This window comes from Phormidium tenue FACHB-1052, assembly GCF_014696675.1.
GTDB lineage: Bacteria > Cyanobacteriota > Cyanobacteriia > Phormidesmidales > Phormidesmidaceae > Nodosilinea > Nodosilinea tenuis_A.
The window spans coordinates 277,831-303,432 of sequence record NZ_JACJQN010000002.1 but is presented as its reverse complement, the minus strand read 5'-3'; the positions used below and the strand labels follow the sequence as shown (position 1 = coordinate 303,432).

Annotated in this window: 17 protein-coding genes; 11 read left to right on the top strand and 6 right to left on the bottom strand. The window is 49.1% G+C overall.

The features are described 5' to 3' along the window. Positions 1-195 precede the first annotated feature (195 nt). The gene (locus H6G07_RS05260; protein WP_171972959.1) at positions 196-729 is read right to left on the bottom strand and encodes a peptidoglycan-binding domain-containing protein; all 534 of its coding nucleotides are present in this window, start codon (positions 727-729) and stop codon (positions 196-198) included. Between the two features lie 415 nt (positions 730-1,144). Between H6G07_RS05260 and H6G07_RS05255 the strand changes: the two genes are divergently transcribed. Both H6G07_RS05255 and H6G07_RS05250 read left to right on the top strand, forming a co-directional pair. Next, positions 1,145-1,768, top strand: a complete 624-nt coding sequence (locus tag H6G07_RS05255) for an RNA polymerase sigma factor (protein WP_073607224.1) — start codon at positions 1,145-1,147, stop codon at positions 1,766-1,768. A gap of 120 nt (positions 1,769-1,888) precedes the next feature. Beyond that, the gene (locus tag H6G07_RS05250) at positions 1,889-2,611 is read left to right on the top strand and encodes a DsbA family protein (protein ID WP_073607225.1); all 723 of its coding nucleotides are present in this window, start codon (positions 1,889-1,891) and stop codon (positions 2,609-2,611) included. Positions 2,612-2,711: 100 nt separating this feature from the next. Here H6G07_RS05250 and H6G07_RS05245 read toward each other — a convergent pair whose 3' ends face one another. After that, positions 2,712-6,452: an EAL domain-containing protein gene (locus H6G07_RS05245; RefSeq protein WP_073607226.1), complete on the bottom strand. Its 3,741-nt coding sequence runs from the start codon at positions 6,450-6,452 to the stop codon at positions 2,712-2,714. 1,056 nt (positions 6,453-7,508) lie between these two features. Between H6G07_RS05245 and H6G07_RS05240 the strand changes: the two genes are divergently transcribed. The 5 genes from H6G07_RS05240 (at position 7,509) to H6G07_RS05220 (ending at position 16,143) form a co-directional block, all read left to right on the top strand. After that, on the top strand, positions 7,509-7,988 hold the full coding sequence (locus tag H6G07_RS05240) for a hypothetical protein (RefSeq protein ID WP_199311920.1): 480 nt from the start codon (positions 7,509-7,511) through the stop codon (positions 7,986-7,988). Between the two features lie 1,336 nt (positions 7,989-9,324). Beyond that, positions 9,325-12,024 (top strand): TnsB C-terminal domain-containing protein, encoded by a 2,700-nt coding sequence (locus H6G07_RS05235; protein ID WP_084172889.1) that lies wholly within the window; start codon positions 9,325-9,327, stop codon positions 12,022-12,024. 2 nt (positions 12,025-12,026) lie between these two features. Then, positions 12,027-13,169 carry an AAA family ATPase gene (locus tag H6G07_RS05230; RefSeq protein ID WP_073607229.1) on the top strand — a complete coding sequence of 381 codons (1,143 nt, stop codon included), beginning with the start codon at positions 12,027-12,029 and terminating at the stop codon, positions 13,167-13,169. Next, a complete protein-coding gene (locus H6G07_RS05225) occupies positions 13,162-14,730 on the top strand; it encodes a TniQ family protein (protein WP_171972960.1) in 1,569 nt (522 codons plus the stop codon). Before H6G07_RS05230 ends, H6G07_RS05225 begins: the two co-directional genes overlap by 8 nt. A gap of 12 nt (positions 14,731-14,742) precedes the next feature. Then, the gene (locus H6G07_RS05220; RefSeq protein WP_084172890.1) at positions 14,743-16,143 is read left to right on the top strand and encodes a TniQ family protein; all 1,401 of its coding nucleotides are present in this window, start codon (positions 14,743-14,745) and stop codon (positions 16,141-16,143) included. Positions 16,144-16,215: 72 nt separating this feature from the next. On the opposite strand, the gene H6G07_RS05215 is transcribed toward H6G07_RS05220, so the two are convergent. After that, positions 16,216-16,530 (bottom strand): hypothetical protein, encoded by a 315-nt coding sequence (locus tag H6G07_RS05215; RefSeq protein WP_073607232.1) that lies wholly within the window; start codon positions 16,528-16,530, stop codon positions 16,216-16,218. 84 nt (positions 16,531-16,614) lie between these two features. After that, positions 16,615-16,854 carry a helix-turn-helix domain-containing protein gene (locus tag H6G07_RS27005; RefSeq protein WP_073607233.1) on the bottom strand — a complete coding sequence of 80 codons (240 nt, stop codon included), beginning with the start codon at positions 16,852-16,854 and terminating at the stop codon, positions 16,615-16,617. 654 nt (positions 16,855-17,508) lie between these two features. Between H6G07_RS27005 and H6G07_RS05205 the strand changes: the two genes are divergently transcribed. Genes H6G07_RS05205 through H6G07_RS05190 form a run of 4 tightly spaced genes read left to right on the top strand, consistent with a single transcriptional unit; the run spans position 17,509 to position 24,665 of the window. Further along, complete coding sequence (locus H6G07_RS05205) at positions 17,509-19,116, top strand: class I SAM-dependent DNA methyltransferase (RefSeq protein WP_073607235.1); 1,608 nt, start codon at positions 17,509-17,511, stop codon at positions 19,114-19,116. Beyond that, complete coding sequence (locus tag H6G07_RS05200; RefSeq protein WP_073607236.1) at positions 19,106-20,380, top strand: restriction endonuclease subunit S; 1,275 nt, start codon at positions 19,106-19,108, stop codon at positions 20,378-20,380. The genes H6G07_RS05205 and H6G07_RS05200 overlap by 11 nt, the downstream gene beginning before the upstream one ends. An 11-nt stretch (positions 20,381-20,391) precedes the next feature. Next, on the top strand, positions 20,392-21,474 hold the full coding sequence (locus H6G07_RS05195; RefSeq protein ID WP_073607237.1) for a hypothetical protein: 1,083 nt from the start codon (positions 20,392-20,394) through the stop codon (positions 21,472-21,474). Positions 21,475-21,476: 2 nt separating this feature from the next. Continuing rightward, positions 21,477-24,665 (top strand): type I restriction endonuclease subunit R, encoded by a 3,189-nt coding sequence (locus H6G07_RS05190; protein WP_073607238.1) that lies wholly within the window; start codon positions 21,477-21,479, stop codon positions 24,663-24,665. Here the strand turns inward: H6G07_RS05190 and H6G07_RS05185 are convergent. Together H6G07_RS05185 and H6G07_RS05180 are read right to left on the bottom strand one after the other, a co-directional pair. Then, the gene (locus tag H6G07_RS05185) at positions 24,614-25,159 is read right to left on the bottom strand and encodes a hypothetical protein (protein WP_139296926.1); all 546 of its coding nucleotides are present in this window, start codon (positions 25,157-25,159) and stop codon (positions 24,614-24,616) included. The genes H6G07_RS05190 and H6G07_RS05185 overlap by 52 nt on opposite strands. 63 nt (positions 25,160-25,222) lie before the next feature. Beyond that, positions 25,223-25,549, bottom strand: a complete 327-nt coding sequence (locus tag H6G07_RS05180; RefSeq protein ID WP_073607239.1) for a hypothetical protein — start codon at positions 25,547-25,549, stop codon at positions 25,223-25,225. Positions 25,550-25,602: the final 53 nt, after the last annotated feature.

Here is a 25,602-nt window from a genome sequence, read left to right as displayed (position 1 = left end):
TCTGGGCTTGAATTGAAGGTTAACCTTGGGAAGGTTGCGCTGGTTTTGGAGCGACTTCAAGCTGCCCGACCACGACTGCTTCGGCATGATCTGCGATCGTACAGTGCAGCTCGTAGGTGCCGGGGTGCTCGAGCACAAACACCGCCGTCGACCCACTCGCTGGCCCACAGCACCGATTCCTGCAACATGTCTGCTTTATAAATACCCCAGGGGCAGACCGTCGGGGTACACCGTCTTGAGGGATTCGATCGCGCGCTGGGTGGTAGGCCCCATAATGCCGTCGATCGCCCCGCTGTAGACCCCCACCCGCTTGAGGTAGGCCTGAAGGGCTTTGGTGCGGTGCTGCAAATCGTTCCACAAGCTATCGACCCAGGTGTGACCCAGGGTGCGCTGGAGCCGGTGCTGCTGCTGTCGCAGCACATCATCGGGCATGAGGTTGAGGTGTTCGCCTACCCAGACATCGGCCTCGTCGAGCCAAAAGCTGAGCAGCGGGTCATCGACGGCCCGGTCTAAAATAGTGCCCAAGCGAGCCTCATCAGCGTCAGACAGCCGGGGCTGAAGGGCCAGAGTGCAGTAGTCAACCAGCGTCTGGCGGTGCTGCTCTAGGCCCCGCCTGAGGGCGTCGAGCGGGGCATGGTCTCGGGCAGTGAGTAGATCGACTACGGCGGAGCCGGGAGCGCCTGCCATAGAAGGATAGTCTAGGGGTGCCGTCGCGTGTTCCGTGTTCATGACTCCTCGCGTGCCTCCGGAGGGAAAGCAAAATAGACAACCGAGCTTGGCTAGCTGCCGCTGCTGTGGTGCCGCTGCAATGGCCCTAGGGGGCCGGTCTAGCCCCTCTGGGGCGGCTATGCCAACGACCATCGCAGAGCAGAATGCCACAGGCTTACGCCCGCTAGCTGCCAAGCCGTCAAACCCAGGCAAAGCCCCAAACTGAACCTGAATTAGCCGGGGCCAACGGGGTTTAGGGTTTGCCGCACTAGTGTATTAGTGACCTCAGGCCGCCGCTTGTGACAGGCCAATCCAAAACTTTTTGCCAGAATTCTCTAAAAAACTTTGAGCGCTAGTTTCCGAAATTGGGAATGTCACAGTGGAGCCATTGATATCACTAAAAAGTGAGTGATGCCGCACCTAATGCCTAGGGAATATGAGCCAACCTGACGACACTAGTGGTTTTAATGAGTTCCGCCCACCCGCTGATGCTCCAGCCCAAGATGTGTTCGATCAAGCACTGAGTGAAATTCTCAGCAAAGACAATGCCCATGCTTATACCCTGCTCAGCGCCATTCAGAGAACCCTTCAGCAGTACCACCTAGAGGCCCAGTTCGAGGCCCACGAGATCCTCCACGAGGCCTACCTGCGCGGCAAGAAAAAGCTCCAGACCGGAGAAGTAATTCGCAACCCCTACGCCTGGCTCAAGGCTACGGCCGTCCACGTGATCTATGAACGCAAGCGCCAGCATCGCGCCAGCGCCACTGACCCCCAGGTGATCGAGGCGATTTTGCCTGACTATCGCCTCAACCTGATGCAGCAGCAGATGCTGATTGAAGAGTTAGACCTGCTCTATCAAGCCTTGCATCTGCTCTACCAAGAAGACCCCACGGCCACCTGTCTGCTCTATCTACGCACCGTGCGCGGCTGGTCGTGGGATCAAATCAGTCAGTGGCTGGCTGCTGAGGGACAGCCACTGGCCAGTGACGCTGCCCTGCGCCAGCGGGCTTCGCGAGCTAAGCGCCGCCTGCAAACCATCGTCTGGCGACGCACTGATTAGGGCACTCCACCCGCTGGGCCGCTGTCTTGCCGGTAGGCAACGTTGCTCTGAGAAAAAGCTGGCTAGGCTACCCCCAGAACGGCATGATGGGGGGTAGTCCTAGCACGGAAAAGGAAGCCCATGGATCAGGTCTTGGCGCGACTGCGCGCATCCAAACTGCTGCGGTGGGGCATTGTTGCCGCTCTGCTGGTGGGAATAGCGGTGCCAATGCTGATTTTCTTGCCTCGGCGCAACCAGGCCAGCCCGCCCCCTAACCCTGAGGCCCACCAGGCAATTGTCACCGAGGTGATCACCTCAAGCGATCGCGCCAGTTTACTCGGCTCCTCGCCTACCAAGGGCAACCCCAACGCGCCGATTGTGTTGTTTAAGTTCTCTGACTTTGAGTGCCCCTACTGTGCCGTGGCGGCAGGCAACATGAAAGAGTTTGTGGGCCAGCACGAGGATGAAATTCTCTACGTCTACAAGCATTTTCCCCTCACCCAGATTCACCCCGAGGCGATGCCGTCGGCCAAGGCGGCCTGGGCGGCGGGGCAGCAAGGGCAGTTTTGGCTTTACCACGACGGTTTGTTTGTGAACCAAAATCGCCTGGGCGAAGACCTCTATGTTGAGCTAGCCGAGGCCATGCAGCTCGATATGGAACAGTTCAATCGCGATCGCACCAGCGCCGAGGCCACTGCCGCCATTGAGCAAGACCTAGCCCTGGCTGAGCAGCTTCAGCTCCAGGGCACGCCCTCTTTCATCATGAATGACCTGCTAATTCCGGGCGGTGCGCCCTTGCCGCTGTTTGAGGAAATCTTTGACCAAATCAATGCGGCTATCCAGAGCCAGCGCGAGCCCCAGTAGGCGGCTAGGGCAATGGTGATGGGGTGGAGTTGAGGGTTGAAGGCGTACGGTGTAGGGAGTAAGGTCTGAGGTCGGCCTTAAACCTTAAATCCTGGTATCCCTAAGCTTGGGCCGCCTCCACCTCGGTTAGCTCGGCTAAAAGGGTTTCGGCTACCGCTGGCGTGACCGGGGCATTAAACAGATACCCCTGGCCCAGTTGGCAGCCTAGCGATCGCAGCTGTTGAAGTTGTTCTGGGGTTTCAATGCCTTCGGCGATGGTGGTCAGGCCGAGCTGCTGAGACAGATTGATAATTGTTCGCGCCATGCTGAGGTTGCGATGACTTTCAGACAGGTTGCTGACAAACGACCGATCGATTTTGAGGTTGTTGACTGAGAGCCGGTGCAAATAGCTGAGGGACGAAAACCCGGTACCAAAGTCGTCAATGCTGATCTGAATGGCCCGCTGGTTGAGCTGCTGGAGCCGCTGGTTGATGACTTCAATATCTTCCATAAACATGCTCTCGGTAATTTCGAGGGCGAGGCAGTGGCCCGGCAAACTGGTTTCAGCCAAAATCTGCTCCACTAGATCCACCAGGTTGGCTTCTTTGAGCTGAATCACTGAGAGGTTAACGCTCATTTTGAGAGCTGCTGCCTCAGGGAACTGCCTCTGCCAAGTGGCCAACTGCTGACAGGCGGTCTTGAGCACCCAGGTGCCGAGGGGCACGATCAGCCCGGTATCTTCGGCAATGGGGATGAACTCGACAGGGGAGATCATGCCTTGCACCGGATGTTGCCAGCGCACCAGGGCCTCAAAGCCCACCAGACCGCCCGTGGCCAAATCGACGATGGGCTGGTAGCGCAGAGTCAATTCCTGCTGGGCGATCGCCAGGCGCAGGGCGTTTTCCAGTTCTAGGCGCTGCAATGCCTTTTGATGCATGGTTTGGTTAAAAATCGCATAGCCCAACTGGCCCGTTTGCTTAGCAGAGTACATGGCAATCTCGGCATCGCGCAGCATATCGATGCCCTCGCTGTAGCTGCGATCGCCCAGCACAATGCCAATGCTGGCCCCCATGACGACCTCTTGGCTGGCCAGTGAGATCGCCGTTTGAAAACTGCCTAACACGCGCTCGGCGGTGCGCACCGCCGTCGCCAGATTGTCGATGTCTTCAATCAGCAGCACAAATTCGTCGCCGCCCAGGCGGGCCGCCAGATCAACGCCGCCAATGGCCGCCTGCAGCCGCTTGGCAATGAGCTGGAGCAGGCGATCGCCCACCTGATGCCCCAGGCTATCGTTGATCACCTTGAAGCGATCGAGATCGATCAGCAGCACCGCAAACTGCGCGTCATCGTACTGATGAATCCGCTTGATGGCTAGATTCAACCGCTCCAGCAGCAGGCTGCGGTTGGGCAACCCGGTCAGGCAGTCATGGGTGGCGTCGTGCTCCATCTGATGCAGCATCCGCACTTGGTCGGTAACGTCGCGCGAGCTGGTTTGCAGGTAGGTGGGCAATCCCTCGTCGGAGTAAATCACCTTGATCAGCGTTTCGAGCCAGATGTAGCGTCTGTTTTTGCAGCGCACCCGATAGGTGATTGAGCCAGAGGCTGGATCTTGAAGGGCCTGCTGAAACTGGGGCCGAATCAGGGGGCGATCTTCGGGGTGGCACTGGCGGTAAGGGTCGCTGCCCACCAGTTCTTCGGGCTCAAACCCCAGGAGCGCTGTGCAAGAGGGGCTCAGGTAGAGAAATTTGCCTGTCAGGTCGTGCAGACAGACTAAATCTTTCACATTCTCGGCCAGCAGTCGAAAGCGGGCCTCACTCTGTTGCAAGGCCGCTCTGGCCTGCTGACGCTCTAGCTCAGCGGCGGCCCGGTTGGCAAAAATTTGCAGAATGGTGGCGTAGTCAATGCGATCGCGCAGGGGCCGCTTGCTCATCACGCAGAGTAGACCCAGCACATCGCCCCCGGCGCTGGTCATCGTCACCCCGACATAGCCCTTAAGCCCCAGACGCTGCAAAAAGGGGTTAGAGGGGAACGACTCGGCAACCTGGTCAGGGCAGCGATGAAAACCCTGGTTGAGCACCAGGGCACAGGGCATCTCCGTAGAGGCGATCGTGATATTGGGCTGGAGTTCGCCCTCACACCAAAAGGCTAGGGTGTGCATCCCATCGGTGTGGCTTTCTGCCACATAGACGCAGTCGGCATCTAGGGCCGAGGCCAAATGCCTTACCAACTGTTGAAAAAATGCCTCCCCGGTGACCGCCGCCGTGCCCGCCATCAGCTGTTGCAGGGCGTCGGCGGCCTGCTTGATCTCCGTAATATCTCGCTCAATGACGACGTAGCGGTAAACCTCACCCTGCTCATCACGAATCGGAAACGAGCGATTCCAAATCCAGCGGGTGTGGCCATCGGCTCCCACAAACCGGTATTCATCGTTGAAAAAGTCTTTGCCCTGAAGTTCGTCCTCAAACTTCTCAGCCACCCAGGCGCGATCGTCAGGGTGCACATACTGAAGCCAGGCCCCAGGGGAAGAGTTGTCGGCCACAACATCTTGGTAGAGATCGGCAAACCGATTATTGGAGTAAATCAGCTTGCCCGTGCTGACCTCGCGCAGCAGCAGCGAGTCTTCGATGCCATCGACAATCTGCCGCAGCTGTTCGTGGCTACGTTTTAGCGATCGCCCCATGAGCCGTTTGGCCTGAAGCTGCTGCCTGAGCTGTGAGTTACTCGTGCGCAGCGCCGTTTCCTGGGCAAACAAGTTGGCGATTAGCTGGGTAAATGCCTCCGTGAGCCGAGAGACCTCGTTGTGGCCCTTGACCCGAGGCAGCGGCACATCGCGGTTGCCGTCGCGAATTTGATCGGCGGCAGCGGCAATTTGCAGCAGGGGCTTGGTGATGCGGTAGGCCGCGAGCCAACCCACCACCACAAACCCACTGCCGAGGCCCAGCCCCCCCAGCAAAATTTGCCAAAACAGGGCGCGAGCTGGGCTAAACGCGGTAGCTACCGGCTCATGCACTAAAATCGTCCAGCCCAGGCCGGGGTAGCTGCTATGCCCCTGGCTGCTGACAAACCCCACCAGGTAGCGCTGACCATCGGGCCAGCGCTCGACGGTAGACCCCTTGGACTGGCTCTGGGCCAGACGCAGGCTTTCTAGAGCGAGCTGCTGACCCTGCCAGGCCTCAGGGCCAAGAATAACCTTGCCCGCAGCATCAACAATAAAAACCGCCTGGTTGCTGGCAGTGGGCTCCTGCATTAGCGAGGCCGCCACCTCTTCTACCCATTCCCAGGTGATGTGAGCCCCTAAAACGCCGTAGAGTTCTCCGCGATCGCTATAGACAGGCGCGGCCACATCCAGCAGGCGCAGCGGGGCTCCATCGGCCTTGGGGGGCAGCAGTTTGCTCAGCAATTTGGCATCGTGCACATCGCCCACAAAGGGTTCATTTTTAGCCGCAACAAACCAGTCGCGCTCAGCTACGCTCACCCCCTCTAGCAAGTCCTGGGTGCTAACTTGCACGACACCCTGGTCGTCGGCAAAGCCAATCCACGTATAGTCGGGGTAAGTGCTCTGGAGCCGTTCAAGCAAGGTCTGCCGCTCGACCGTGGGCTGGGCCAGCTTTCCCACCAGCTTGAACTCGGCAATGATTTGAATCTCGCGGTAGCGCTCAAACAGGCTGCGGTCTAATTCTTCTGCCAGCTGGTCAGCCATCAGGGCCAGTCTATCGCCCATGTCGCGCTCGATTTGATCCTCCGCCTGCCTACCAGCCACGCCGCCCAAAACAGCCGACAACAAAAGCGTGATGCTGCTAAAGGCAATGCCCAAGCGGATACCCAGGCTGGTGTTGACCCAGGATGGAAAAAATCGCTGCATAAACTCAGAGGTGAGGGAGCTAAGAAACCTAAAAAGGCCATATAGCTTGAACTTTGCTGCCCCTAGGGCACAGAGTCAAGGCAGATGGAGTTGAAATAGACGGGTATCACTACTGCAACGCCATCAGAGCCCAATGGGAGAACCTGGCTGGGTTGTAGTCGCAAGGCTTGCCGCAAAAAAAAAATAACGAAATGAACTGTCTAGTGCGCCCTCAAAGTTTGAGGCTTTAGTTGTCTAGAGACATTTACTTCACGGCTGAGATCCTAGAAAATACCTAGGTACATACCTAAAATTAATTGTGGAATGCTAGTTTTCAAAGGTTTTAATCCGTATTTTTAGGGGTTCAAAGAGCGCGATTGCGTCTTTTGAGTGTGCCCACTTTATGGTTTTTTTATACCGCGATGAAACCGCAAAACTTTTAAGCAAATCTAAAAGTTAGTGCGTCCAAATCATCTGCCTTTGAGCCAGCGATCTAGCCCCTGCTTCAAGGTCGGTCAACGATGATTAACTCGATTAAAACTATATAGATTTGTCTATGTAAAGCTGTGCAGGCTGCCAAACAAGTTGACCAGTGCTTCAATCGCTCCAGGACTATCTCAGTCAATTGAATCTAGATAGATTTGTCTATGTAAGTGTGCGATCGGTGGCTAAATTGCCCAGCGCCCAGCGCCCAGGAAGCTATGCCAGTTGAGTGTGCCAGTTGGACGGTCTGCCTGCCATATCCCCTTAATTGAGACGAGTGGGGCAAAGGCTTGAGTGCTCATTTTTGCTGGTTCTAAAGCTGAAAATGCTTGTGAATAAAAGGATTCTGCTTACTAGCGAGGTCTCCTCGACTGTTAGGCCAGTGTCACCCACTCCATAAAGTGTCATGGCCTCGCTAAGGGGTGCCTAGCCCCTAGCGCTACAACAGTGTCATGGCGAAAGCGAAGACAACTGCTTCTCTGCCAGACCCATCCCGACCTAATGGCATCGACTCATACATCGCATTGGCCGTTTTGGGTGGGCTTCTCAACAAAAGACCGTCAACAACACACAGTTTGCATTTGGAGAATGACCATGAAAACCCGTTCTATCGCTGCGATCGCCTTGAGTCTTACCGCTGCTTCTATGGCTGCCCTTCCCATGGCCGCTAATGCCCAGAATGCCAGCACTGACCTCAACTACATCGGCGCAGGCGTCGGCATCAGTGACGATATTGGCCTCTCTATCAACAGCAAGGTTACTGTAGCCGACAACATCTCAGTGCGCCCCGGTGTCATCAGCGACCTCGACTTCAATGGCGACGATGGTGAAACCGTCTTCCTGTTGCCCGTGACCTACGACTTCAACGCCATTACCGACAACGGTCGTATACTGCCCTACGTTGGCGCTGGCCTGTCGGTTTCTACCGAAGGCTCTACCCAGGTTGGTCCCATGCTTACCGGTGGGGTTGACTACCGCATCACCGAGCGCATCGTAGCCAATGGTGGTGTCAACGTGTCGTTCTATGACAACACCCAAGTCAATGGCTCTGTCGGTCTAGGCTACGCATTCTAGGTTACTAGACCTCCTGCTCTGAACCAGCAATAGAGGGATCGGTGGAACGTCCGCCGATCCCTTTTCTTTGGATTGCTCTGCGGTAGTAATGTTCTAGCCTTAGTTTTTAGTATCGGCAGCGATAAAGAGTTCTGCCACTGTGATCCTCGGCGCGCCCAATTTATAGGGCTCGCTGCTGTGGGTTTACTCATAACTGCGCCGCGCATGGAACCATAAGTGGGTCCTAGAGAGCGCTGAAAGCATTGTAACACCGTCAAGAATTCAATGCCTCCTGGAAGCATAAGCGTACCGATAGTTTAATTTGGAAGCATAAGCGTACCGAGAATTTAGAAGGACTCTTCTCTATCCAAGTTCTCAATCTTGGCTTGATGGTGAGTAATTGTACTCAGTCAATTCCATCACTGCTCCATTCGGTTTAGAAACTGCTTCGACAGATTTGATGTATGGCTCTGGCAACACTCGACAAAGATACGGTCACTGTGGTCACCTCAGGGCAAAGCCCAACTCTGCGAGCCGTTCACGCTTTGGGTGGCATAAAAGCACCTAGCGCTACAATCTCGTGCTAGCCAATGTCAGAAGTGTTAAGCAGCGTAGACGTCATCACTGATGAGACGCCTACTTCCTAGCAATACAGATCGAAGTTTAAAGTCAAAAAATTCTTTCTAAATTCGAGATTAGTTTTTACCTCGAAGCACTTATTAGCACCTCTGCCCTGGCATTAAAGCGGCTCGACTTTATTGCCGTCGTTGCCATCATCTATCGCCCCTAGGAGGTATGTCTATCTAATCAATGTCCTCCATAAGCAAATTAATTCTTACTAGCGTGAAAACTGAGCTACTCAATGTAGCCCTGGAATAGCACAAGGGTGTAGTTATGAGGGAATAGTGGTTGTTCCATCCCATAAAACGCTGTTTACTACCAACCTACAGATTAGCTCTGACTGTAAACGTTTAGAAGCTCGGCAATTATGACTACTTCTAATTATCCAGATCTAATGCTTCACATCTTTAACATTGCTGCTAGAAGCGTGCAAACAATGTATCAGACAATCAGATTAAGCCAAGCATGGCAAATTACATATTAATTTGAATTTCCTATTGAAATCTCCCAACACACATAAATCTGAAAAAGAAAAACATTTTACTTTTGAAGAATTGAAAAAATCAACTTTTTAATCGGTCAAAAAATGGCTTTTAAGGACAAAGTTATACAATCGTATATACACGATTGTATAACTTTGCGATCTTGGCTAAAAAAGGTCGTTTACATAACTCCAAAAAGATTGACAAGTAGCTTTTTATCGACTAATCTCCCCTGATACCGAGTAGGGAAAATCATGTTAACTGAGCTAGGATTTAATTCTTGGTGCAGCCGTATCAAGCTCTCAGTCGAGGCAAAAGAAGAGATAAGTAAAATCAGAGCATCCCAACCATCTCGAAAGGTTGGAGGCGGTTATAAAAATGTATGCGGGCAATATCCAAGTCGAAAGATGGGTGTCTCAATCCAATTTGAATCTCATAAAAACGAATTGCCGGTAATTTATAAATTAGAATACGACGACAGCGTTTTAGAGTATTACGATCAGCCAAATCAGATCAAGTTCTCTTCCGAAACCAGTCAAGGTAAGAAAGTAGTTTACTTGGGAACTCCAGATTTTTTTGTACTTTGGAGTGACTGTGCAGGTTGGATTGAATGCAAGACCGAAAAAGATCTAGAGAAACTTCACTCAAAAAACCCAAAACGGTATTACTTCGGAGATGAGCAGAAATGGCATTTTGCGCCAGGTGAAGAATACGCAACAAAAAAGGGGTTGGATTTTCATGTTTGGTCAGACTCAGAGATCGATTGGATTCTTTACAGGAATTTAATTTTTCTTGATGACTATTTCTCCAGTGATCAAGCAGATAGAAGAGAAGAAAAAGAGCTTCTAATATCATTAATTTCCGGGAATCCTGGCATAAGCCTGGCTGAAGTATTCAGCCATAAAAACAATTTTCTCAAGGATCTAATTTATTCCTTAATCGCCCAAAGAGAAATATATATAGATCTAAGTGTTGCGCCATTAGTGGAATCTGAAAAATGCCTTCTTTTTTCCAATAAGGAAGTATCAATAGCTTACAGAATAAGTATTGACTCAATGAACAGCTTCCAAACAGCCCAGTTTTCTCAGGTAAAGCTTCAGCCAGGAGAAACATTACTCTATGAGAATAAAGAGCTAGCCATTCGTTTTGTTGGTTCTGAGAATATAGTTCTTATGGATGAAAACCAACAATTCCTTGAACACAAAATCTCAGAAATTGAGTTGTTAATTACTCAAGGAAAGATTAAATCATTAAATTCTCAATCAGAAATATCTAGTAAAAGTGAGATTTTCGAGTGCTTGTCTAGAGCAAGCAAGGGTGACTTAGCAATAGCTAACATGCGTTTTAACTGTATTCAAGGAAATATCGAAGGGAATTGCGCAACAGAGACAATAAGAAAATGGAAGAGGAGCTTTAAGCTGGCTGAAAAAAAGTGTGGAGTAGGGCTTATAGGCCTACTCCCGAAAAATCACAAAAAAGGAAATAGAACAAGAAAAATACTTGAAGAAAAAATAGATTTAATGGGACAGATTATTGCTCAAGTGTATGAAAACTCTAAGCAATCGACAATTATGAGTGCCTATAGTTGTTTCATTCATGCATGTAAAGAGAAAGGATTTTCTATTGATGATATTCCAAGCTATAAGACTTTTTCTAAAGAAGTTAAAAAAAGACCTATTTATGAACAAGAAATGAAAAGAAGAGGACATAAAGCAGCGTACAAGCATCAAGAGTTTCAGTATAAACTAGAATTCAACGTGCCCAGTCATGGAGATAGGCCACTTGAGATTGGCCACATAGACCATACAGAATTAGATATAGAACTCAGATGCTCTAGCACAGGAAAGAACCTGGGTAAACCATGGCTCACAATTTTAACAGATGCTAATACAAGGAGATTTCTTGCTCTTTATATAACTTTCGATTCACCATCATACCGCTCCTGCATGATGGTAATTAGAGTTTGCATTCAAAGGCACGGACGTTTGCCTCAGATCATTGTTACTGACAATGGTGCTGAATTTCATAGTATTTATTATGAAACTCTCCTAATTTATCTGGGTTCTACAATCAAGTATAGGCCACCGTCAAAATCACGATTTGGCTCGGTGTGTGAACGTTTATTTGGCACTTGCTCTAGACAGCTAATTTATAACTTATCTGGAAATACTCAAATCACGAAAGACGTTAGAGTAACTACAAAATCTAATAATCCTAAAGATCTATCCACGTGGAATTTAGGCGATCTGTATACCTGTTTAAGCATCTGGGCATACGAAGTTTACGATGCGAATTTTCATAGTGCTCTTGGAATAACTCCTCAAGAGGCATGGCAAAATGGCGTAGCAAAATTTGGCTCTAGAGATCACAAATTTATAGTGTACGACCGAAATTTGAAAATTATCACCATGCCTGGGCCAAGAAAAGGCACTGCAAGAGTCCGAACAAGTAGAGGTATTCGGATTCAAAATATTTACTACTGGGCTAACGACTTTAGAGATCCTGAATTAGAAGGAGCAGATGTAGACGTTCGATATGATCCATTCGATAGAGGCATAGCTTATGCATTCTTGAAAGGTCGATGGGTTGAATGTAGAAGCGAGCTTTACAGCATCTTCAAAGGTAGGTCAGAGAAAGAAATACAAATGGTTTCGGCTGAGTGTCAAAAGAGAAATGAAAGAAGTAATAAAAAACTGAAGCTTAATGCTTCAGCAATTGGCAACTTCTTGAAAAAGATTGAAGCCGAAGAAGCTTTTTTAAAGCAGCGGCTCAAAGACTTAGAAAGCCAACGAATTTCAGAAGATTCAGAAAAAGATTTTAATGGATTTATTGAAGTTGAAAAAAGTGATGAATCTTCTGATGAAAAAACGCTAGATATGTACAATAAGGACAAAAAAGAAGAAATTCAAGATGATGACGACTCTTATATATTTCAACCTTTGGAGCTTATTTAGATATGACCCGACTGTTTCCTGAAGACTTGCTAAAAGCTGACAAGGTTGAAAGAAGTCGATATTTTCAAGGCGTCATAGTGAACCATGTAAAGTTGTCAGAAGTTGCCCAGAAGGTTTACAAATTAATAATTAATCCGAGCTCTCAATCTTCAATTATCACCGTGATCGGACCTACAGGAGTTGGAAAGTCTACTTTAATACCACAAATTGAAGAAATGCTATTTAAGAGATCTCTTGAAGATAAGAATTTTCATCCAGGAAGAATACCTGTTGTTTCACTAGAAGCAGCCTCCCCATCTTCAGGGATTTTTGATTGGAAAGATTATTACTATCGTGCTCTTATAAAAATGGAAGAGCCATTAATTGACTATAAGATTGACTATTCAACTCAAGAAATTTATAGAGACGCAAATGGGAAAATAAAAGTTAAGCCTACTACATCAACAAACAGACTACGCCATGCCCAAGAAAACGCTTTATGGCATCGTCAGCCTTACGCGGTTATCTTAGATGAAGCGCAGCACATTCAGAAGATGTCTAGCGGCAGGCGACTGCAAGATAATATGGACTGTTTAAAGTCCATTGCAAATATAACTAAAATTCCTCATGTTTTAATAGGAACCTATGAACTTTTAATGATGCGCAACCTTAGTGCTCAGCTAAGTAGAAGGAATCAAGAAGTTCATTTTTCACGTTATACGGCAAACTTCGAAAGCGATAAAAAAAATTTCCGAAAAGTTCTCCACTCTTTAGGTTTTCTTTTTATGCCTATGGCTCAAGAAAATGATTTGGATTCTGAGTGGAAATATTGTTATGAGAGATCACTGGGGTGCGTTGGTATATTAAAGGATTGGCTTAGTAGAGCATTAAATTATGCCTTGGATGAAGGAAGCGAGAAAATCACAAAAACTCACTTAGAAAATACAGCTTTAACAGTCGATCAATGTCAGAAAATTGCTATTGAAATTATTGAAGGTGAGCAGTCGATGGAAGAGTCTCCATCAAAAGTTGATAGACTTAGAGAACTTTTAGAATTAGACGAGAAGTTCACCAAAGAACCTGAAAAAAAGTCTACGCCCAGTAAGAGAGGCAGAAGGGTAGGAACTCCAAATCCAGTTCGTAGAAAGAGTCATGTTGATGAATAACACTAACTCTATTAGTAGCACTGGCATTAATCAGAACCAGCAAGTTAGCAGGCTCTATTCAATACAACCTATTGGCTGCGGCCTTCCAAACGTCGAAAGCTTAATTAGCTATATTTCAAGGTTGTCTGAAGCACATTGTGTGCCTACAGGGCTTTTGGTGATGAGAGAAATTGCTCCTTTAGTAAAACCTGAATATAGTTCTCTCGGAGAGTCTCGTGCAGGAGGGTTAGATAAAATATTTGCGAATCAAACTCGTGCGGTTAATGGGTTTGGTGATTGGGCTTCTGGAATGGTTAATGCTGTTGAGGAGCTTACTTGTAGAACAGATCTATCTCAACTAACTTTGCTGAGCTGGCAAAAGGCTATCCCTCTTAAGAATCTGTTAAAGCAGCAAAGAGCCTGGTGTTCTATCTGTTTTGAAGAACTACTTGACAATTCTAGTGTCTTGTATGAGCCCCTTAATTGGAGTTTAGACGTACTTAAATTATGTTCTAAGCACAAGATTCCTCTTTCCAATGTTTGTCCTCATTGTCAAAAAACAAATAGACCCCTTTCATGGCATAGCAGACCAGGATTTTGCTCGAAATGCCGGGAGTGGCTAGGAGCAAGTGCTTACATATCTACATCGCTTGAGTTAAGACCCAAAGCCGTTGAAAGTGAAGAACAACTTCACTGCATTAAATGTGTTAATGATTTATTTTGTATTCCACCTGATCAATTTACAGACAAGATTAGATTTTTCATTGCAAATCATTTGTGTCACTTTGTAGAAGGTGTGTCAAGTGGCAAATTTTCGTATCTAGCTCAAGTTTTAGGAACCAGCATTACTCAGGTTGAGAGATGGCGTAAAGGCCATAGTACTCCAACGTTAGGTTCAATGATAAATATCTGCTACAAGCTTAAAATTGACTTTCCCACCTTATTTGAGACTGTTGATACCGAGGCTATTGAGAAAAACTATCGGGTAGTCGAGACTCAAAAACATGCAAACAAGAAATCTACTATTCATGTATCCTCTCGGCGAGTTACTCAAAAGCAAAAATTAGCCACATCAGTGTTGAAGATGGCGCTTTTAGAAAATCCGCCTCCATCAGTTAATGATATTGCAGCCCGATTGAAGTACCGTACAAGCTCAATCCTTTATCACTATGATTCTGAGACGTGCAAAGAAATAGCTAAAAAGCACAAAGAATTTTTGAACGAAAAGCAGTCAGAGCATATTCGAGAAATATTAGAAAGGGCTTTAAATGAATATCCTCCGAAGCCTTTGGAAGATGTCGCTAGTGAGTCAGGTATAGATTCACATACACTGAAAAGCTATGAAAAAAAACTTTGTAGACAGGTATCTAATAATTATTTCCAGTTTAGAACACAAAAGAAAGACAAGAGGGTGGAGAAACTTTTTGAAGAGATGAAGCAAATTGCTCAATCTCTTCATAGCAAAGGTGTTAGACCCACCCCTAGTCGTATAGCACCCTATCTAAATACTCCTAGAGCAATTTTGCAAGTTGAACCTCGAGAAAAGCTTGAGCAGTTTCTTCAAGATAATGAGTGGGTTTGAGGTGTTGTCGTAATGTCTTCGCCCACATCAAACTTAAACGTGAGTTTGGACCTAGACTCAATGGCGATAGGTCTAGCCTCAAAACCTATGAGTAGGCTCTACCATATTCTTCCTAAAGGTATTGATACTGCCTACGCAGAAAATCTAACTAGCTTCATATGCCGTTTAGCTATGGCTCATTGTGTACCTGCAGGAGCATTGCTTGAGAAGCTAGTGCAACCTATGCTAGGGAAAGAGCATGGAAGTGCAACGCTGCACAAAATTTATAACTATACTGCTGCTATAAATGGGCCGGGCACTATGGCTCAAGACTTGATTTTCTGTTTAGAAAACCTTACGCATCGAGATGCTCTTTCCAGAATCACCTTAGTACCTTGGGCTGAGGTTCTTACTACAAGAAATCTCTTGCGATCCCACAGAGTTTGGTGTCCTTGCTGTTTGCAAGAACTTAGAAACCGAGGGCTTGAAGTTTATGAAGCGTTGCTCTGGACAGTTGAAGCTGTCAAGGTTTGCAATAGGCATCGTCTTTATCTACAAGAAAACTGTAATACCTGTAGTAAATCAAGCATTTTTTTGACTTGGCAGGGTCGACCAGGGTATTGCTCTCACTGCTCGTCGTGGTTGGGCCTAGAGCAGAGTCAACTTATCATAGAAGAGGGATGTCGAGATGATAGACAGTTAAGTCGACAGCTTTGGATCTCAAACTCTGTGGGTGAAATTTTGGCTGCTGACAGTAGCGTGCTCAAACCTTCTAGGAAAAAGTTGGCTAAAGGATTATCGAATGCTGTTAGTCATTTTGCTGACGGTAATATTGCAGAGATGGCAAGACAATTAGGATTACCTAGAAATACTCTTTGGCTTTGGTGTAATGGCGAAAATAATCCTACTCTCAGATCCGTATTAGACATTTGCCACAAATTAGGAGTCAGTCCTCTAAATCTTTTCTGCGATGAGGATTTAAAGTTTCCACCACGTACTGTGCTGAAATCAACAATATTCCAAGAGCATAAAACTTCTAGACAGAATCCAAGAAGTTTTCCTAGAGTTACAGTCGAAAAGCACCTTCGGGCGTTGTTATCCATTGAAACTGGCCCTTTTCCCTCCTTGGAGGAGGTCGCTCGGCAGCTTAAGCAAGATAGAAGAACGATATTGAGGCACTTGCCAGAGCTAAGTCATGAGATATCGAATCGCTACAGAGCCTACCGGCGGAAGGCAAAGGAGGAAAATATAAAAGCCTCTTGTGAGGATGTAAGGCAAATCGTTACCAAACTACAAAAAACAAACCAATATCCATCGGAAGCTCGAGTGGCATCACTCATGGCTCATCCTGGGTTTTTACGCTATGAGGTTGTTCGAAGTACCCTTAAGGCTGCACAAAAATCGATGCATTTCTCTGATTCTGGTGACTTCTAAGAAAGCTGTGATAGCTCGTGCACCTGCGCAGCCTCTTTTGCAGCCGTAATTCTGCATAAATGGTCGAAGGGTTTACCTAGGGGGATTTTGGGAGCTGGGGTGATGGGGATGGAAGTTTGGATCTAATATGCTCACGATATTAGATGTATCGAATTTGGTAGGGTCTACTGGTTCTCCAGGTATGAAGCGGTATGGCTGAGGTTCCCAGTCAAATAGGGTCGGCACATAGCCTACGTCATTGCCTTGCCAACTAGCCGTGTCTTCAGCCAACCTGGTACAAAAGCTTTCAATGAGCTCTTGGGCTTCGTTGATCTGACCTTGCGAGCAAAATTCTGAAAGCTGATCGACTAAGCGATTCATGACATCCTCAAGCTCTTCTGCCACCATGGGATACCTCTAGTTACTTGATACAAGGGTACTCAATTTTCTGGGGGCAGTTCAACTTCAAAACTCACTCGGCTTTCTAAAGCCTTATCCAGAGGGGCTTTCGAAGTCTACGAAGTACACGAGAGGCTTGTTGTAGATGGACGCAAACTCAAGGAGCTCGATGACGTCGACGCGTCGCTCGCCGGACTCGCACTTGGAAATGAAGGACTGAGGGACGCTGAGGCGGGCAGCAACCTGCTGCTGGGTGAGGTTGGCATCTAGGCGGGCAGCTTTCAGCCGAGCGAGGAACTGTTGGTAACGAAGTGAATAGACTGAGCTGCTCATGACGAGCAAGCTACAATCAGCGGTTAAAATATCCCAAAATCGGATATTTGTAGGGATCTAGCCCAATGCTGAGATTATTTGTTGAATGGGATGGAGACGCAGCCAACCTAAAACTATTTTTGAGGTGTTCCTCTTGTGGTGGGATCATTGAGGACTCAGACCTTGCTGTAGCGCTTTACCCGGTCAGGATCCAGTCTCGGCGAGAGGTGTATGGCGTACCTATCACTGACCTGGATTGGACTACTGTGTATACGGTTCACTCAGGGGCGTGTGCTTATAGAGCAAGGACTCTGGCCGAGAAAACCTACAAGCGACTTGAGGCAGTGCAGCTTTCAGTGTTTTTATCTCTGCTCATGACAAGCACAGATGCCCTTCGTGATACTAGGCCAGAGCTTTGGGAAGAAATCAAGCGGGAAATGGAGTCGGATACGATGAGTATTTAGCTCTGTAGTATGCCCAGCCACTTAGTTAATTTAAGAATTAGGGTTGGTTAATTGCCTGGTTGCTCTGTAGTCAGGTAAAGTTTTCGCTGAAAAATAAAGAACTCGTTAGCTGGGACTGTATTTGGAACTAGAACGGGAACTATCAGTGGAAATACCTGCCTCGCCAACGGAGTATGGTGGGTTAGATCGACCAGCGATAAGGATTGAGTGAATGCCGCGCGGCAAGAAAAACGGAGCTAATGGCCAACCTAGTAACGGAACCCACCTGGGTTTTGAGCAGACCCTCTGGGCCGCTGCTGACAAGATGCGCGGCCACATGGATGCGGCCGAGTACAAGCACGTCACCCTGGGGCTGATCTTCCTCAAGTACATCTCCGATGCATTTCAGGAGCTGTACGACGACCTGGCGGCGCGGGCCGACACCGACTACACCGACCCCGAAGACCGGGACGAGTACATGGCGGAGAATGTCTTCTGGGTGCCGAAAGAAGCCCGGTGGAGCCACATTCAAGCCAGCGCTAAGCAGCCCACCATCGGCAAGATTATTGATGAGGCAATGCTGGCGATTGAGAAGGAGAACCCTAAGCGGCTGAAGGGGGTGCTGCCTACCGGCTATGCCCGTCCAGACTTGGATAAGACCCGCCTGGGGGAACTGATCGACCTGATCAGCACGATTGGATTGGGGGATAAGGCCAGCCGCTCTAAGGACATTCTGGGGCGGGTGTATGAGTATTTTTTGGGCCAGTTTGCGGAGAAGGAGGGCAAGGGCGGCGGCGAGTTTTATACGCCACAGTCGGTGGTGAAGCTGCTGGTAGCGGTGATGCAGCCCTATAAGGGGCGGGTGTATGACCCCTGCTGCGGCTCGGGCGGTATGTTTGTGCAGTCAGAGAAGTTTGTGGAAGCCCACGGCGGGGTAAAGAGCGACATTGCCATTTATGGGCAAGAGTCGAACCCGACGACGCGACGGCTGTGTTTGATGAACCTGGCGATTCGCGGCATTGAGGGCAACATTGGCGACCGCAATGCCGACAGCTTTACCAGCAACCTACACCCAGACCTGAAGGCTGACTATATTCTGGCAAATCCGCCGTTTAACATTAGCGACTGGTGGAATAACAAGCTAGCGGAGGATGTGCGCTGGCAGTATGGCACCCCACCCAAGGGCAACGCCAACTATGGCTGGGTACAGCACATGGTGCACCACCTGGCCCCTAACGGCATGGCGGGGTTTGTGTTGGCGAATGGCTCGATGAGTTCGAACCAGTCGGGGGAAGGGGAGATTCGCAAGGCGCTGGTGGCGGATGACCGGGTGGATTGCATGATCGCGCTGCCGGGGCAGTTATTTTACACGACGCAGATACCGGCCTGTCTGTGGTTTTTGGCGCGGGATAAGTCGGGTAAACCAACGGCGGGGCACCAGCCCTGCCGCAACCGGCAGGGAGAGACGCTGTTTATTGATGCCCGCAAGTTGGGGGTGCTGATGGACCGCACCCACCGGGAGCTGACGGATGAGCCTGATGGTGGAGAAATTGGCAGAATTGCTAGAACGTACCATGCGTGGCGGGGAGAGCCAGGGGCAGGGGCTTATGCGGATGTACCGGGGTTTTGCAAGAGCGCCACGCTGGAGGAGATTGCATCGCATGGCTATGTGCTGACGCCGGGGCGTTATGTGGGGGCCGAAGAACTGGAGGAGGACGATGAGCCGTTTGAGGAGAAGATGGCTCGGCTGACGAAGACGCTGGAAGCGCAGTTTGAGGAGTCGGCACGGTTGGAGAAGGCGATTCGGGAGAATTTGCAGGGGCTAGGTTATGGGAGCTAACCACTGGAAGGAAGCTCAACTCGCAGATCTGATTGACATTATTCACGGATTTGCTTTCAAGGGTGAGTACTTCAGGGAAGAACCACCTGGCGATATTTTGCTGACTCCCGGAAATTTTGCCATTGGAGGAGGTTTCAAGGGTGACAAATTGAAATATTACGATGGCCCTGTACCTGAGGATTATGTGTTGGATGAGGGCGATCTGCTAGTAACAATGACAGATTTGAGTAAAGTATCAGACACATTGGGCTATCCTTCTTTAGTTCCCAAGGCTTCTCCAAATTCTCATTTTCTCCATAACCAAAGACTTGGAAAAGTTTTGGTTAATCCAGATGCTCCGTTACATAAAGAATTTCTTTACTACTTGCTCTGTAGCCATCCCTATCGACATGAAGTTCTAGCAAGTGCTACAGGAACGACTGTAAAACACACATCTCCTGACAGAATCAAAGCATTTAGATTTGCCCTCCCTCCACTGGATGAGCAGAAGGAAATTGCCCATATTCTCGGCACCCTCGATGACAAGATCGCACTCAACCAGCAGATGAATCGGACGTTGGAAGGCATTGCCCGCGCCCTCTTTAAATCCTGGTTCATCGACTTCGGCCCTGTTCGCGCCAAGCTCGATGGTCGGCAACCCGCAGATATGGATGCCGAAACCGCTGCCCTCTTCCCCGACTCCTTCGAGGACTCGAACTTGGGAGAAATTCCTAAGGGGTGGAAGGTAGGCAAGTTAGGAGACCTTGCTGAAGTTATCATGGGGGCTTCCCCCAAAGGAGATACATATAACGAGGATGGTATTGGGATACCCCTTGTCAACGGACCAGTGGAATTTGGTGATTACTTCTTAATTAAGCGAAAGTGGACGACAGCACCTACTCGCTTAACTCAATTAGGGGATTTAGTTTTTTGTGTACGTGGTTCGACCACTGGGCGTCGCGTTATAGCTGATGATATTTACTGCTTGGGACGTGGAGTCTGCGCTATTAGGGGGCTTGCTAATAATCAAATTTTTATCAATCAAACTATTGAACTGGGGCTAGAGAGACTGCTCGCCAAAACAACTGGTTCTGTCTTCCCAAACCTAGGCTCCTCAGCATTTAAAGAATTTGAGATATTAAATCCAACAGATTCAGTCGTCCACAATTACTGCAAATTAGTCAAGCCTTTGAGAAATAAAATTGAGGCCAACATTTACGAAAAAGGGGAATTGCAGAAAATCCGAGACGCTCTTCTTCCAAAGCTATTATCTGGTTATGCCTAGGTGGTTGGGAAATGGATTTTTCACCGGTGTTTGAATACAATAGTGAAACAATAAGCTATGAGGAAAATTCCGATTTTAACGAAGAATTCGATGAACAAGAGGGCGGTTATGTGGCAATTGGAGGATACCAGTTCAGACCTAGCTTCATATTGTTCACAGTTGAGCCTGTCGGGTATCACACAGCACTTGTAGAGTTTAGGCAAGATGCTATTGAGAAGTTCAAAGAGTTTGTTTATTCAAAGTTTCCAACTCCAATAGCTTTTGTTTTTGAGAGGTTTGAGCGAGGTTATGAGAATCAACAACAGCGCCTCAAACTTCTTCAAGATACTTGGGAATCAATCATATATCTATTATATGCATTAATTGTTAGTGAATACAGGCATTTTCGCTTCTCAATGACAGAAACGGCAATTAAGCCAAAACAAATTGTTTCCAATAAAATAGATGATCGGCTTTCTATTATTGAGCAGTTGATAACTCTAGCTATTGATAAAAATCATCCTCTTCCATGCTTAAATTATATATCTAATGATGTAGTGGACAAGCTGAGAGAATTAAACCGCGTTCGAAATGAATTTTCTCATTCGTTTGCCAAAACAGATTTGCAGTGCCGACAAACCATTTCTAGGTATCAAGGTGATGTGCTAAATATATTACAAGGTATTAGCGAGATAAGTAGTATTACTTTAGCTCGTTATGTTTCACAAGAAGAATCCATCTTGTCGTTTAGGCATGAAGACTTTAAAGGAGCTTCCTTGAATAGGACTTTTTCTGCAAAAGATATTATGCCAGACAAGTTGGACAGTGTTTCCTATCATCTAAATAGTCGTAATGTCCTAGCAATCCATGGAGAAGATATTTATTGTGTCACTCCTTTTGTCCACTTCAGGTTGGATGACATCGGAAATCCAAAACTTTGTTTTTATAAGCAGAAAAGGGGGAGAGATGTTTGCCTAGAGCTATTTTATGAGGTCTTGGATGGTTCTGGTGAAGTGCCTTTAGGGGAAGATCAAATTAGCAAAGCTGATTTTGTCAATGCCATTAATGAAATCAAGAACTTGCTGCCTGACTTATCTGGCCGAGGAAGTAGCTAGCCATGAAAAGCCTCACAGAATTTGATGTTGAAGAATCTGCACTTTATTACCTTGAGCAACTAGGTTACACAATTACTGAAGGTTCAAATCTTGACTCCTCAGAGTTTATGGTAGAGCGTGAAAGTCGCTCTGAAGTCATTCTTGAAAGTCGCCTCCGCTCCGCTCTCACTAAGCTTAATCCGCAAGTGCCAGCTCTTGTCTTAGACGAAGCTATACAAAAAGTTTTACGCTCTGAGACTCAAAATCTTTTTGAGAATAATAGGCGATTTCATTCTCTTCTGATAGATGGAGTGTCTGTCTCTTATCAGCATGAAGAACGTCTAGTACACGAGCAGATTTGGCTTATCGACTTCTGCCAACCTAGTAATAACGACTGGCTTGCTGTCAACCAGTTTACTGTTCACGAATATGCTGACCGCCGCCCCGATATTGTTCTTTTTCTAAATGGGCTTCCGCTCGCTGTCATCGAACTCAAAAATGCCGCTGACGGGAACGCCGATATTGATCAAGCATTCAACCAACTACAGACTTATAAAAGAGACATCCCTAGCCTATTTATCTATAACCAGGGGCTCGTCATCTCTGATGGTATTAATGCCCAAGTCGGCACCCTCACTTCCGGACGAGACCGCTTTATGCCCTGGCGCAATCCTCCGAGTGAAGCCGATAGTGTGGCTTCATCTCCCGAGAGACTTCGCTCAGTTACTGCTGAACAAGCAGGAAGTTATTCTGTTCAATCTACTAATCCCCTCGAAGTTCTTCTTAAGGGTGTCTTCCATCCCGAGCGCTACCTCGACTTGATTCGCTACTTCACCGTCTTCGAGAGCGACGGCGAAACTCTCATCAAAAAGGTGGCGGGCTACCACCAGTACTACGCAGTCAACAAAGCCGTAGAAGCCACCATCCGCGCTACCTCTGTCGAGGGCGACAAGCGAGCCGGGGTGATCTGGCATACCCAGGGGTCTGGCAAAAGTCTTTCTATGGTGTTCTATGCCGGAAAGATCATCCAGCATCCGGACATGGCAAACCCCACCTTGGTGGTGCTCACCGACCGCAACGACCTGGACGACCAACTCTACACCACCTTCTCCAAATGCCAAGACCTGCTGCGGCAGACACCCCAACAGGCGGAAGGCCGGGCCGACCTCCAAGCCAAGCTGCAGGTAGCCTCCGGCGGCATTATCTTCACCACTATTCAGAAGTTTGCCCCTGAGGAACGGGGCGGCGAGTACGAAACCCTCTCCAATCGCAGGAACATTGTCTTCATCGCTGATGAGGCCCACCGCTCCCAGTATGGGCTCGAAGCCCGTGTGGTGACCACCAAAGACAAGGAGACCGGCATAGAAGGAGCCTACACCGCCTACGGCTTCGCAAAATACCTACGGGATGCCTTGCCCAACGCCTCCTTCATCGGCTTTACCGGCACTCCCATCGAAGCCGCCGACAAAAACACCAAGCAAATCTTTGGCAACTACATCGATATCTACGACATCCAGCGAGCCGTCGAAGACGGGGCCACTGTCAAGATCTACTACGAAGCCCGCCTGGCCAAAATCGACCTAGATGATAACGAACGCCCCCACATTGACCCCGACTTTGAGGAGGTCACCGAGGGGGAAGAGACCACTACTCAGGCAAAGCTAAAGAGCAAGTGGGCGCAGCTCGAAGCCATGGTAGGCACCCCAAAACGACTGTCTCTAGTAGCCGCCGATATCGTGCAGCACTTTGAGAACCGCCTCGCCTCTATGGACGGCAAAGGCCTAATCGTCTGTATGAGCCGCCGCATCTGCGCCGACCTCTATAATCAGCTGGTGGCTCTTCGCCCGAAGTGGCACAGCGAAGATGATGCCACTGGGACCATCAAAGTGGTGATGACCGGCAGCGCAGCTGACCCAGAAAACTTTCAGCCTCATATCCGCAGCAAAAAAGCCCGAGAGGCCCTGGCTAAACGACTGCGCGACCCTAACGATCCGCTCAAGTTGGTGATAGTGCGGGATATGTGGCTCACTGGCTTTGATGCCCCCTGCCTGCACACCATGTATGTAGATAAGCCCATGAAGGGCCACAACCTGATGCAGGCCATCGCCCGCGTCAACCGCGTTTTCGGTGACAAGCAGGGGGGCCTGGTAGTCGACTACATTGGTATATTCTCGGACCTGCAAGAAGCTCTGCAAGCCTATACCGAGCGCGACCGAGGCCAGGCGGGTATTCTCATGGATCAAGCCCTGACGCTGATGCAGGAGAAGTATGAAATCGTAGCGGGCCAGTTCCACGGGTTTGACTACCACGCTTTCCACAGTGCTCCACCGCCTCAGCGTCTGACCATCCTCCGCAATGCCATGGATTGGATGCTGCGCCCTGAATCAGTAGATGTGAAAGGCCCCCAGCGCTACATTCAAGCCGTGACCGAACTCTCCAAAGCCTTTGCCCTCTGCGCTGCCGAGGATGCGGCGTTGGCCATCCGCGAAGACGTAGGCTTCTTTCAGGCGGTGAAGGCGGGGCTGAGCAAGCACACCGTCGAAGGGGGCAAGAGCCGGGCCGAGCTAGACGCCGCCGTGCGCCAGATTGTTTCCCGCTCCGTCGCCTCTGAGCAGGTGATCGATATCTTCGAGACCGCAGGCCTCGACAAGCCCGAACTCTCTATTCTCTCCGACCAGTTTCTGGCCGAGGTGCGCGACCTGCCCCAGAAAAACTTGGCCCTGGAGGTGCTGCGCAAGTTGCTGAATGACGAAATCAAGGCCCGCTCTCGTAAGAACGTGGTGCAGTCGCGCAACTTCTCGGAGATGCTGGAAGCCTCCATTCGCCGCTACCAGAACCGGACAATCACCTCAGCAGAGGTGATACAGGAACTGATCAACCTGGCAGAAGACATGCGCGAGGCCAGCCGCCGAGGCATTGACCTGGGCCTGAGCGAGGATGAGCTGGCCTTCTACGATGCCCTAGAGGTCAACGACAGCGCCGTGCAGGTGCTGGGGGATGAGACGCTGAAGACCATTGCCCAGGAGCTGGTTAAGGCGATTCGCGGCAATGTGACGATTGACTGGACGGAGCGGGAAGCGGTGCGGGCGAAGCTGCGGGTGATGGTGAAGCGGCTGCTGAAGAAGTATGGCTATCCGCCTGATAAGCAGGAGAAGGCAACTCAGACGGTGCTGCAGCAGGCGGAGACCCTGTGTAAAGACTGGGCGGCTTGATCCGGTTGGGGATCAGTCTGTGGTATCACCACGGTACTACTGGTTGAGTACTGCTGCTGACGCTCGACCGCCTCTTTAGCCAGAGCAAAAAAGCCATCCGCCAATGACGCTCTTTCGTAACGAGCAATATACGAGTACGAATTTCTTGTCATGGACTCAGATCTTGGATGTGCAGCTAACGCTTGAAAGGTCAAAAGACGTAGTTCATATTCCCAGTCATACCAGTCCTTAGGATCCAAGACCTGAAAATAGGTGTCGCCGTCGCAGATACAGTCAAAAACCCAGCTGACAAAGAAGTGACTGTATGCCTTTTCCCAGGTGTGTTTCAACCTTAGGTCGCCAAATAAACGACGAACCTCTGGCTCGAAGTTTTCTGGCTGAACCTGTGCCATGTTTGACCGGTGTATCCAGCACCAGACGCGGAACACCTCAGCTTTCAGCTTTTGAATGCTGATTAAACCTTGAGTCAGTGGTTTAGCGTGCAGCCTTTGCATACATAAAATGTGAGTCCTTGAGGTGGAGCTGTCTGACCATGTATGCCTCAACCCTACGAGCCTTTAGCTCAAGGCTTGTGAGATCTGAGCACCCAAATGCTCTAGGGTCTTTTGGCGAGCATGGTCAGCTGCAGCTCTGGCGGACTCGGCCAGAATGGTGTCTGTATTGGGGGTGAGTTTGAGCGCCCCGCCAAGGTAGCCCAAGGCTTTGCAGTAGAAATCGCTTAGGTTCTCTAGGGATAGGCGCTTTACCGTCTGGTAATCGCCCTGCTGAAACGACTGGAGAGCTTGACGGTGAAGGTCGGTCTCGGGCTCTCCTAGAACCTCGAAGATGATGGCGATGGCTGCGCTGACCTTTTCGGTTGTTAATTCTGCCACTGGAGCGCTCATGGAGTTTAACCCTCGACTATGACTGGAAGCATAGTACAGCTTACCTGCGAGTA